The sequence below is a fragment of the Mesorhizobium sp. WSM4806 genome (assembly GCF_055811635.1).
The window spans coordinates 1-10,256 of record NZ_JBVVQZ010000043.1 but is presented as its reverse complement, the minus strand read 5'-3'; the positions used below and the strand labels follow the sequence as shown (position 1 = coordinate 10,256).

Sequence of the window (10,256 nt, the reverse complement as noted above, 5' to 3'; positions counted from 1 at the left end):
CGGTCGGGAGCTGGTGCCTCTTGGCGTCCAGCCGCTCCAGCATGCAACCGACGATAGCCTGAAAGCCGGGCTCCATGACCTCCTGACAGTTGAAGCTGGGCGAAATCGCGGGCCAACCTAGTAGCGCGTAGGGTGCCGGCACATCGCTAGTTACCCGAACTCACCCCCAGGCGATTACTCGTGCAGAGGCAACTCAAAATTTGCGGCTCAAGTACGACGAGCCTGCCAGTCCGAACCGCCACTCGAGATCGACAGCCTTGGAGATGCCGACCCGGTGTCCCGTTAAGATGGAGCTGGTTCTTGCTCCTGACGGCAGCTTGAACTGGAACGGAAGCTCGTCCAATGGCAGCCCGTCATAAGATGCATCGACAGCAAGCGCCTGGCAAAGGCGACCGGGTCCCGAACAAAGAAGTCGAAGGTCATCAACGCCGCGATTGGCCCGCATCAGGTCGAGCTTTGATTGCGGTTTGATCGCGCGCACAAGGACAGCACTACCGGGAAGACAGACGGCATTCAGGCACCAATGCAGACCATAGGACCGATAGACGTATGCGCTCCCTGGGGCGCCGAACATTGCGGAGTTTCGCGAAGTCCGACCACAAAAACTGTGTGAGGCTGGGTCATTGGCGCGATAGGCTTCCGTTTCGACGACGATCCCGCCCACGCCGTGCACAAGAAGCGTGGCGCCAATTATATCGCGAGCGACAACGCAGGCGTCCCGGGCAAAGAACTGGCGGTTCGTGATCAACGCCTGCACCAGATCTCGACCGCGCCGAAACATGGGGCGAACAAGAACATTCCCGCTCCGGCTGCAAAAGGCCAATCCACCAAGGCCAAACTCGCGATCAGCAGCATCGCGGCGCTTCCTGCTGAACTCGGATAGCTCTGATCGCCTATAATGAGGGTCGATTGGCTATTCAACAGCGCCTAGCCCAAGCGGTCGAAGTGATTGGAAAGTTGAAGTTCGTTGCCGGCGTAGAAAAGAGAGACCCGGAAGACCGTGCCCGCTGCCGCGCTTGCGATGCCGCGATGCGTTAGGTGGCCGGAGAAAATCCTCGTGCGCTGCTCGGGAGCAATACCACGAAGTAACGTGACAGGCTCTGCGATCGTTGAAGACTTTTGATCGAGCCATATCATGCCATCGACCTCGATAAGAAAAATGGCCTACGATCCCGACAGCAGAATCCTCTCGGTGTGGTTCGTCGCCAGCGGCAAACGATACGAATTTGAGGAAGTGCCGCCGGAGACCTTCGCCGCGTTCAAAGCCGCCTTTGCGAAAGGCCGCTATTTCAACGAGCACATCCGGAATCACTTCCGGTACCGTCAGGTTGCGGCCGGCAAGGATGCGGGATGACGGCAAGCTGTTGATACATTCCAACTGCCGGTTGGTGGACGCAGCGCAGCCGGCGCGCGTAGGATTTTCTTACGATCCCCGCCCGCCCTGAGCAAACGACTGATAGCCCGCCGTGCCGAAAGGTGCGGCGGGCTTTTTTGTTGTCTGGGGGGAACACGATCTGGCGACAATCGTTCGGGCGCCAACAAAAGCGCCGAACAAGATCGAGGTACAACAATGCGGGAAAGGCAAGGCTTAACCGATAAAGAAAAATACGACCGACAGGAGCGCACGTCGGATGCTGCGCGGGCATTAACAGACATTGAGCGCGTCGCACGAGACGCAAAGACGGCTCGGCTGCGGGAGCAACGACTTAAAGCCGAGACTGCTCTTCCTGCTGCATCGGCACCGAAACCGAAGAGGAATTCGAAGACCAAGAAGTCGTAGATGGCACGCTGCACCTGCGCCCTACAATCAGCCGCGGTCCTCTCCGCAGGCCGCGTGAATCGACGGCCGATGTGCAAAGGTCGAGCGTGGAATGCTGTGCGATTTGGGGTGCGGGATTTTAGGCGCTTGATTACTGCTCAGCGTATCGTCTGCGGCAATGCGATCCAACAGCTTACGGGTGCCAGTATTAGGCGGCGGGTATCGTTTATCGTCTGGCGAAGATCATCGATATCTGCTCGTGCGCGACCCTCATTCAATCGAGCCGCTTCTATTCAAAATTGTCCCATATGGATAGTATTGTGAATGCTCCTAAGCGTCCGGCGGCTTCAGCCGGCTTTTCAGTAGCCGAGCTTCCCGAAGTAGTGATGCCCGATCGGTGCCGATCAACTCGATCAGCTCGCGCGCTTGAGCTTCAGTTATTCCGGCTTCCTTGGCGAGGAACTGTGCCTGGAAATCCGTCATTCGGTCGCGGTCGGACTTTTCTTCCTCGCCCATGGTGAGCCTTTTGCACTTGGATTGAACCGGAACGCCGGCGGGAGGGTTTTGTTGCGATCAATGGCGCAAACTTTTCCAGGCATATTTCGCTTTCTCTGGAACACATGCTTGAGATGAATGTTCGGGAAGTGCAGCAATCTTGTTCCCTCCCAACGATGGGCTGCAGATCGGAGATGCACCGATCGGCCCGCGTCCTTTCCTCGTGGGGCGCGGGCTTTATTGTTCGCACTGAACACCAGGCGCATGCGTTTCGCCGGCAGGAAGGCAACTGCTCAGCGAAATGGCCGCTTTTGCAGATCCAGGCTTTTGGATCACGCCCTACGGTTGTTCTGGTTCCCCATGCCTCGCCGTCGCACTGCTTGTCTTTCAACGGGGATTGTTGTCGTTTCCCGGGCAGCATGGAACCGACGGGCAGAAGCCTTCAGGCGCTATTTTCAAGACGCTACGCGCCGATCGGCGTAATGTGTTCTCATCGGCGATAGACAACGGGCATCGCTGGCTGTGAGCGACCACCGCGCTTCCACCCCAAATGGGAGGAAAGACATATGGTCAGCCTTAAGACTGCAAAGAGTGGCATTGCCTTTCCTAGTGACCTGACTTTGTTGAAGCAGGTCTTTGATCGTGTTCGCGTTGAGGAAGGTATTCCCGTCGGTAGCGAGCAGGCGGAGCGCCTGAGCGTGATCGCAATGGAACTTTTCTCAGATGGCGAATTTGACGAGGCAGTTCTTTACGAACGCCTTCGACTATATGCCCGATTGTAGCGCGGAAAGAAAAGCACATGACTTCCCACCATCAGGAAGTCCTGACGAGCCTTGTCGCTCGGTATGAAACGCTTGATGTCGATCCAGGACAGGATCGTTGAGCACGACCGGCGGTTCGGCCTGGCTTCCGAAGTGGACGAAGGCCTAGAGCGCCTGTTCGTATCGCTCGGTAAGGCCCGCATCGCCCAGATCCGCGAGGTCGGCTAAAAGCCCGGTCTTCGTTCACTGCACAACTACCAGCGGCTGGTGCTCCGGCTCCGCATGGTTCAAGCGCGACGTCGAGGTTCATCTTTGTTGGATGTCGGCGAGACGGCATTTACCTCAAGCGGTTCGATCACCAGGGACAGGCTAAGCCTCAGAACCTTTCTGCCACTCTCGTCCCTTATATCCATGATGAGTTGCTGCCCATCGGGACCTTTCAGTTCGTCCTTTGCCAGCTCAGTCAATCCTTCGACGGCTGCATTGCGCGCTGCCTCAATCCCCTCGCATTCCAGACCCGTGTTGTCTTCCACGAGATGCTGGTGATCGCCGCTATCAAAGAAATATCTTGGCATATCGGCTTCCGTCATCAGAATGCCACGTCGGGGTCCTTCAGGTGGAGGTAAGTCGGATCGAATTCCCCTGCCTGAACCAAACCCGGCCAATCGAGAGCACGCAACTTTGTACCTGGCGTGGCGATCAGCCCGTCACCTCGTAGCGCCTGAAGCGTGCGGTTCACGTGAACCGCGGACAAACCCACCGCATCACCCAGTGCTGCCTGGGTGATCGGTAGATCCGCGACGTGGTCCTCAATGCGTCCTGCAAACCGCAACCGCACAATGAGTTCGCATAACATGTGTGCCGTGCGAGCGTAGGCGTCCCGTCTCCCGACGTTGGTGACCCATTCCCGGTAGATCGCAGCGTCAATCAGGGTCGATCGCCAGAACGCGGTTGCAACACGCGGGCGCTGTTCGCAAATCGAGCGAAGAGCGCTGTGGCGGATTAGCCCAATTTGCCTGGTGTCATGCTCGAGAAGCTGCAATCCATAACTGCCAGATGGATGCCGTGCAGATCCGGGAGATCGCCTGCGACAAAGAAGCTGGTGATCTGCCGCTTTCCCGCACCAGTGTGCTTGTATGAGCATGCCACGCCGTCCAAGACGACAAATGAGTTGGTTGGTCGATCGCCTTCTAAGGCGATTTCCCTGTTAGCCGGAACATCCTTCTCCTGAATCGTGAGGCCTCCTAAGGCTGCGGCGTCATCATCGCTGATGTCAGCGACGCGACGCAGCTTGCGGATGAGCACATCCGAGGAGAAAGCTGGACACAAGGACTTGGTTACCTCCATGGGCGTTACCTGCCGAACGTGCATTCGCCGCAGATGTTCCACGCTGCTGATGCGGATAAGAGGTCGACACGCCCGGTATGAAGCTGCGCATCAAGCATCTCCGAGGCGATCACAGCCACATACGCCACGCATCACTGCTGGGTTTCAGCGACGAATAGGCCGGTCTACTGGTCTACCGGAACCGGTTGGTGCTCCGCCCCCGCATGGTGAAGCACCTGGCCGAGATCGCGCATGTCGAAATCCTGCCCGCATATAGGGCAGTGTTCGAAATGCTCCGCCTCGGGCTTGATTGGCTGGTCGTGGTCCTTGCCTCGATATCCCGTGCCTTCGTTGTTGGTCCGATATCTCATTTCCGCTCCCGCAATACATTCACGGCTGCGAAGACGCTTCCAGCTGGCTAACATCTATGCAAGTCGGTACAATGTGAGATCGCCAGCCACGCACAATGGGCGCTGACGCTTGGGAGCGACCATCGGAATCCTGCCCCAAACGTAAGGCAATTGTCTGATGGCAGAAGAAGCAGGGCGGGTCCGCCCGACAGACGACTTTGTACGCTCACTTGCGCGGGAATCCGGTGCTACTGAGCAGCAGATACGCGACATTGCATCGCTCATCGGCGTCGATCGTGCCTCGATCCTGAGAGAAGCGCGTCTCTTGCGCCGCGATCTAAGGCCGAAGCTTTAAGGCTTTTCCTGCAGTCGACTATCACGCATCTAGAACGGCCGGCCGGCCCGGATCATTGCGCGCTCATCATCGTGTTTGGCACGATCCACTCGACGGAACTAACGGTCTGCGGCGATGTTGCGATGGCAGTAAAACTATGCTGACCAACGGAGACGGACATGACAGAGCCCAAGGAACGTCTGGTGCAGTGGCTGCGCGACGCTCACGCCATGGAAGAACAGGCCGAGACCATTTTGAGCGGCCAAATCGAGCGTCTGGAAACTATCCCGAGATTCGCATCTCGAAGAAACGAGACAACAGGCAAAACGTCTCGAACAATGCCTCGACCGGATTAGCGACGGATCTTCGACGCTGAAGGATGCCGGCGGTAAGCTAATCGCATTCGGACAGAACATCAGCGGCATTTTTGCAGGCGACGAGGTGATGAAAGGATCGCTGGCCAGCTACACGTTCGAGCATATGGAAATCGCCAGCTATAAGATGCTCATTGCCGCAGCCGGCGAGATCGGCGATTCCGAAACCCAAAGCGCGTGCAAAGAGAACCTGCGCGAAGAAGAGGCGATGGCTGATTGGCTGGAAAACAGACTCGGCACGGTCACCACCGAGTTCCTCAGACGCGACGAGCGGGATTCTGACACGGCGAAACGGTGACATAGGCGGACAATTGCCGTCTACAGAAAAAACTCGCCTTCGGCACGGTGCTCGAAACAGAACCAGTGGGATGGCTGCCGCGGCTTACGGAAAGCCCTTCCGGCATTCTTGCCGCAGCCGGGATGCTCCCAGCAATGGCGCTGAATGCGACATGGCAACCAATCGTTTGGGGGCGCCTGGCGTTTATTCGGACAGTGTTGCCGTCCACGGCCTCGCCGCTAACTACTTGGCGAGCGAGAGCCCCATGGAGACGCAAGTCTGGTGAAGTCCTCGATATCGCGGAGGAGCTTCCTGCTGGCCGCGCGGCGCGACCGGCATTCGCGCCCATACAATCCATTCTCGCCGAGGATGCGGGTATGACGAATAAAATTGTGCTTCTTGGCGATTCAGTTTTTGACAATCGCGCCTATGTGACCGGCGGAGCAGATGTACTGGCCCATTTGGTGCGTCAGCTTCCGATCGGGTGGTCGGCCGACCTGCTCGCCGTCGACGGCAGCGTCATGGCAGGGGTGCGCCAGCAGCTGGACAGTCTGCCGGCTGACGCCACTCATCTGGTGGTCAGCATGGGAGGTAACGACGCGCTCGGCGTTTCCTCTGTTCTGGACGCTCCGTCGCGGTCCGTCGCCGACGCCCTGCTAAGACTGGCCAAAATAAGAGAGCAGTTTTGCCTGGAGTATCGGTCGACGCTGGATGCCGTTCTGGCTGTCAAGCTGCCCACCGCCGTTTGTACGATCTACGACGTCCGGTATCCGAACCCTGAAGAGAGGCGCATTGCGGTAACGGCCCTGTCGGTCCTCAATGACTGCATTACACGAGCAGCCGCTGGGCGGGGCGTTCCAGTGATCGACCTTCGCATTATCTGCGACGAGGAGGCCGACTTTGCCAGCGCCATCGAGCCTTCGGAACAGGGCGGCGGCAAAATCGCTGCAGCGATCGTTTCATTTCTTACCAAGCACGAATTCCGAAGCGGGCGCGCCGAACTGATCGTTCGCTAGAGAGCTGGAATTGGCTGCGCTAATGCGCCGCGTTAGGCCGTTAAGGTCAGCTTTGCCATCGCCTGAAGCGGACATAGCCGGCGACACTCTGGAAGTTGCGGTTGCGCCAGAACATGCGTCCTGTAATCCACCCCCTAGCCAATCGCGATCTTCTCAACGTGCTTTCCTCACCTGTCCCAGGGCGGGTTTGTCGAGCATCTGGTCAAGCTCAACGACAAGGTCGAAGGCCTGACAAAAGGTGGCCATTCAGCGCAACAGCTTCGGCGAAGTGGTCGCTGAATACACAGGCAGCGTTGATCAAATGAGAGCGGGACGAGGTACTCCCGTTGGGTCACGGTGGCAGCGGGGTGTAAATCTGCTCGAACGAAAGGTCCGGATCGCGTTCGTTGTTGAACACCGGGAGGAGCCAGCTAGCTCAAGAGGAGCATGAATGAAAGAAACTCAGAAAGAGAGGAGCGGCGAAAAGAGCCTGTCCGGCGCGATCCTAACGCTCCGATCGACACGCCGGCAAGGAGCGCGGACGAGCCACCGACCCGGTTGTAAACACCCTGGATCCGCCGCCGATTGAACCCCGAAAGAGCCCAAACAATTGGCGAAGGCAAACAACCACAAGCCGTAACAGTTCCCGCGGAACTGCTACGGCCTCGGACCTCAGTTCCTCGACTAAGGTCGATCTACATTGCGGATGCGACTACGCTCAATGTCTTCTGCTGGGTATGGCTCCGCATAGGGATCAAAGCCGGTCCACCCGCCAGCCTCGTATTCACTGCGGCGTTCGGCGAGATCGATCGACCTGGACTGTTCAAGGATCCGTTCAGCATCTGGAACAAGCTGATCCTCGACCTTGGCCGTTACAAGAGCGCCGCCACGACGGACGCCTTCTGCATAAACATGGGCATCCGCTTCAGGTACGCCAGCATCTGTCATTGCGCCGATAATTCCGCCCGTTGCTCCCCCTACAGCGGCACCGGCAACTGCCCCCGCTGCGGTAGCCGCCAGCCATCCGGCGGCAACTACTGGCCCGACGCCCGGAATGGCCATGATGCCTAACCCTGTGAGCAATCCTCCTGCGCCCCCGATGACTGCGCCAATTCCCGCGCCAGCCGTCGCATCTTCTGCAGCTTCCGAGCGATCACCGTCGTACCAACCCGTTGCATTGTTGGCGACGATGCTGATGTCGGAGTTTGGAATGCCCATTGCTTCCAATTCACCCACCGCGTCGGCTGCTTCATCATAATCGTCAAATAAACCCGTTACCGTTTTCATGGTGAACTCCTGAGTGTCTGTTCAGTTGGTGCTGACAACGATGTTGCCTTGATAATCCAAACCTACCGCGGTGCTCTTTCCGTTCTTCATGGCCTGACCGCGCCAGATGCCTTGGTCGTCTTTTTTAAGGTCAGATACATCAGAATAGCCGGCATCTTGGATGCGGCTCCTGGCCTGATCTTCCGTGAAGCTGTTGGCACCGGGAACCAGCGCCCCGGTGTTCGGGGTATCGGTTGTATTCACCGCGGGTGTGGTCGAACTCGTACTGGAAGGCCCGGCAGCCATTTTAGATGCAATGTCTTCTACCATTTGCTGATGCGCCTTAAGCGTGGGCACCGTGTCTTTCGCGAACGACTTGAGGGCCGCATTGTCTCCGTCGCGTGAATAGCTTTCGAACAGTTTGACGGCGTCGGCATGTGCTGTGCGTTGCATCTCGACATAGGGCTCATCAACCGGCGCCTTGGCGGACTGAAGCTTCTCCAGATCTGTCTTGTGCTTAGCGTCCATTTGCGTGGGAACCTTGAGCTTCTGGTCGCCAGCGACGCTCTCCAGCTTGGCGTTAGCCGCACCATGATCGTCGATCATTTTCTGCGCGAATTGCTTGACCTGCTGGTCGTCAAGCTTGCTCAGAACACTCAGGCTCGATTCGACTTCGAACCTTCCACCGACAGCAGCTTTGTCGATGAAATCCTGTGCGCTGTCCGCGGCCAACGAGGGTAGGGCAAAGGCGATAGCAGTGGCGGTAACTAAGCCGCCAAGAAGGCGTCGAACTTTCATGGGCTTTATCCTTGTTTGGTGGTGCACGACTGTGGCTGGTGCACGACTATGCTACCGACCCAACAAGGCAGGACCCTCTTTGTTCCAGGGTGAGAATGCCCGAAGGCAAGTTGTTTCGAGTGCCGGGCGAGCAAAAACGAGCAAACCCCGCCTTGCGAGCGGCTGCAGCACGCCAGGACGTAGCATGTCGCCTTTCCTTCCGAGGTCAGCCCGCCAAAGTCATCAGGCGACTTCGCCCGACAGCTGGCCTATTCGGCGCGTTCCAGGTTCTATGCTGGCACGCGCTTGGGACGTAGACTCCGCACTTGGCGGCGGTGCCGAGCGCTTCGGCGAGATCGGACGCCAGGTCCTGAATGCCGACTCGGCGCACCTCGCCGTGCTCAATGGGTTGCTTCATCACGGCCGACGCCATTGCAATCGGCACCGCCAAGTCGATACCGACACTGCCACCGGCAGGCGCGATGATGGCAGTGTTGATCCCGAGAAGGCGGCCGTCGGCGGTGACCCGCGCATCACCGGAATTACCAGGGTCATCCGACAGGTCATATCGCTCCTCCAGCAAAGTCCTCTGGCATTGCCCGCCCGTCCATTCTCCGCCGTCAAGGCCGGCGACGAAGCGCAGAAGCCGCGCTGGCCGCCGCAACGATAAGAGCGCACGGAATGCCTGCATTCAACACTCTGCGCATTTTTCCTCCATGGCTGAAGTGCCCCGAACCGCGCTGCGCGTGATTTATTCCCGCCGCGAGCGGCGCAACCGGGATCGACCGTTCGTTGTATGCGGACAGTGCCGGCGCCCAGACTAGCGAGGCTCGCCTGGCGACTCCCGTTTGCCCCGCTTTGCCAGCGCCAGGCCGCCGATCAGCATCAACGCACCCCAAACCAGGAACCCGATGTCCCAGTAGATCCACTGGTCCTGCGGAACGGTTTCGTTGACATGGTGGATGCCGAGAAGCTGGTGATTGATCAGCCCTTCGACCAGGTTGAATATCCCGAAGCCCATGAGCATTGTCCCAAGCAACATCGTTCCCGACCACCAGAGATGAGATTTGTGAGCGGTGCGCCAGAGCACGACCAAACCAAGCACGACGAAGATGTATGTGCCGGCGTGGAACAGGCCATCGAGAAGCGTGTTGAACTGAAGGTTCTCAACACTGTCGGCGATAGCCGGCGCTGGTCGCTATATGGTGCCACTGGAGCAACTGGTGCAGCACGATTCCATCGAAGAACCCGCCCAGGCCAAGCCCCAGCAGAATACCTGCGGACGTCGGAAAACGGCGATGCTGCGAAGCCGTGGTCGCCATCCCTCTCCTCCTTTGGCACCCCCAACTTCGGGCCAGGCCATGTGTTCCCCTACCCCGCGGGTTGGATACGCGCGCAGCTAAGGTCGCAAGAATCGGATGTTTAGGCAGCGGAAGCGCTGGCGATGACAACATCCATTCGAACGGATGAAAGGCTGCGCCTCTGGCGGAGAGAGCGGGCCGATCGGGTCGCTGTTCCGAGTTTTATGACACTCGACCGAGA

14 protein-coding genes and 3 pseudogenes are annotated in these 10,256 nt (G+C 58.3%); 6 read left to right on the top strand and 11 right to left on the bottom strand.

Features of this window, described 5'->3' with window-relative positions; all coding sequences use genetic code 11:
- Positions 1 to 193: 193 nt before the first annotated feature.
- Positions 194 to 748: a DNA-3-methyladenine glycosylase gene (locus AC0L2M_RS34160; RefSeq protein ID WP_473537210.1), complete on the bottom strand. Its 555-nt coding sequence runs from the start codon at positions 746 to 748 to the stop codon at positions 194 to 196.
- Between AC0L2M_RS34160 and AC0L2M_RS34155 the strand changes: the two genes are divergently transcribed.
- Positions 668 to 883 (top strand): hypothetical protein, encoded by a 216-nt coding sequence (locus AC0L2M_RS34155; protein WP_473537211.1) that lies wholly within the window; start codon positions 668 to 670, stop codon positions 881 to 883. The genes AC0L2M_RS34160 and AC0L2M_RS34155 overlap by 81 nt on opposite strands.
- A 44-nt stretch (positions 884 to 927) precedes the next feature.
- Here the strand turns inward: AC0L2M_RS34155 and AC0L2M_RS34150 are convergent, their stop codons facing one another.
- A complete protein-coding gene (locus AC0L2M_RS34150) occupies positions 928 to 1,137 on the bottom strand; it encodes a hypothetical protein (protein ID WP_473537209.1) in 210 nt (69 codons plus the stop codon).
- Between AC0L2M_RS34150 and AC0L2M_RS34145 the strand changes: the two genes are divergently transcribed.
- Positions 1,136 to 1,354 (top strand): KTSC domain-containing protein, encoded by a 219-nt coding sequence (locus tag AC0L2M_RS34145; RefSeq protein ID WP_095486903.1) that lies wholly within the window; start codon positions 1,136 to 1,138, stop codon positions 1,352 to 1,354. The two genes, AC0L2M_RS34150 and AC0L2M_RS34145, sit on opposite strands and share 2 nt — an antisense overlap.
- Before the next feature lie 735 nt (positions 1,355 to 2,089).
- Here the strand turns inward: AC0L2M_RS34145 and AC0L2M_RS34140 are convergent.
- Complete coding sequence (locus AC0L2M_RS34140) at positions 2,090 to 2,275, bottom strand: hypothetical protein (protein WP_095486901.1); 186 nt, start codon at positions 2,273 to 2,275, stop codon at positions 2,090 to 2,092.
- Between the two features lie 545 nt (positions 2,276 to 2,820).
- On the opposite strand from AC0L2M_RS34140, the gene AC0L2M_RS34135 reads away from it, so the two are divergent.
- Positions 2,821 to 3,036, top strand: a complete 216-nt coding sequence (locus AC0L2M_RS34135; RefSeq protein ID WP_023803428.1) for a hypothetical protein — start codon at positions 2,821 to 2,823, stop codon at positions 3,034 to 3,036.
- A 75-nt stretch (positions 3,037 to 3,111) separates the two neighbouring features.
- Positions 3,112 to 3,243: a hypothetical protein gene (locus AC0L2M_RS34130; protein ID WP_473537207.1), complete on the top strand. Its 132-nt coding sequence runs from the start codon at positions 3,112 to 3,114 to the stop codon at positions 3,241 to 3,243.
- Between the two features lie 59 nt (positions 3,244 to 3,302).
- On the opposite strand, the gene AC0L2M_RS34125 is transcribed toward AC0L2M_RS34130, so the two are convergent.
- The 4 genes from AC0L2M_RS34125 to AC0L2M_RS34110 all read right to left on the bottom strand — a co-directional run bounded on the left by AC0L2M_RS34125 (position 3,303) and on the right by AC0L2M_RS34110 (position 4,712).
- The gene (locus AC0L2M_RS34125; RefSeq protein WP_287205146.1) at positions 3,303 to 3,605 is read right to left on the bottom strand and encodes a DUF6894 family protein; all 303 of its coding nucleotides are present in this window, start codon (positions 3,603 to 3,605) and stop codon (positions 3,303 to 3,305) included.
- A complete protein-coding gene (locus tag AC0L2M_RS34120) occupies positions 3,605 to 4,057 on the bottom strand; it encodes a Crp/Fnr family transcriptional regulator (protein ID WP_473537206.1) in 453 nt (150 codons plus the stop codon). Before AC0L2M_RS34120 ends, AC0L2M_RS34125 begins: the two co-directional genes overlap by 1 nt.
- A complete protein-coding gene (locus AC0L2M_RS34115; RefSeq protein WP_473537204.1) occupies positions 4,018 to 4,362 on the bottom strand; it encodes a hypothetical protein in 345 nt (114 codons plus the stop codon). Before AC0L2M_RS34115 ends, AC0L2M_RS34120 begins: the two co-directional genes overlap by 40 nt.
- Before the next feature lie 164 nt (positions 4,363 to 4,526).
- Positions 4,527 to 4,712, bottom strand: a complete 186-nt coding sequence (locus AC0L2M_RS34110; RefSeq protein WP_128248506.1) for a hypothetical protein — start codon at positions 4,710 to 4,712, stop codon at positions 4,527 to 4,529.
- Between the two features lie 492 nt (positions 4,713 to 5,204).
- On the opposite strand from AC0L2M_RS34110, the pseudogene AC0L2M_RS34105 reads away from it, so the two are divergent.
- Together AC0L2M_RS34105 and AC0L2M_RS34100 are read left to right on the top strand one after the other, a co-directional pair.
- Positions 5,205 to 5,697 (top strand): annotated as a pseudogene (locus AC0L2M_RS34105) (ferritin-like domain-containing protein).
- A gap of 134 nt (positions 5,698 to 5,831) precedes the next feature.
- The gene (locus tag AC0L2M_RS34100; RefSeq protein ID WP_473537202.1) at positions 5,832 to 6,692 is read left to right on the top strand and encodes an SGNH/GDSL hydrolase family protein; all 861 of its coding nucleotides are present in this window, start codon (positions 5,832 to 5,834) and stop codon (positions 6,690 to 6,692) included.
- A 663-nt stretch (positions 6,693 to 7,355) separates the two neighbouring features.
- Here the strand turns inward: AC0L2M_RS34100 and AC0L2M_RS34095 are convergent.
- The 4 genes and pseudogenes from AC0L2M_RS34095 to AC0L2M_RS34080 form a co-directional block, all read right to left on the bottom strand.
- Positions 7,356 to 7,958 carry a hypothetical protein gene (locus tag AC0L2M_RS34095; RefSeq protein ID WP_473532945.1) on the bottom strand — a complete coding sequence of 201 codons (603 nt, stop codon included), beginning with the start codon at positions 7,956 to 7,958 and terminating at the stop codon, positions 7,356 to 7,358.
- Between the two features lie 21 nt (positions 7,959 to 7,979).
- Entirely contained in the window at positions 7,980 to 8,735 is a 756-nt protein-coding gene (locus AC0L2M_RS34090; protein WP_473537200.1) for a DUF4142 domain-containing protein, read from the bottom strand.
- Positions 8,736 to 9,018: 283 nt separating this feature from the next.
- Positions 9,019 to 9,279 (bottom strand): annotated as a pseudogene (locus AC0L2M_RS34085) (serine endoprotease DegQ); the annotation flags it as partial.
- A 255-nt stretch (positions 9,280 to 9,534) separates the two neighbouring features.
- Positions 9,535 to 10,036, bottom strand: a pseudogene (locus AC0L2M_RS34080) (DUF2243 domain-containing protein).
- Between the last annotated feature and the right edge of the window lie 220 nt (positions 10,037 to 10,256).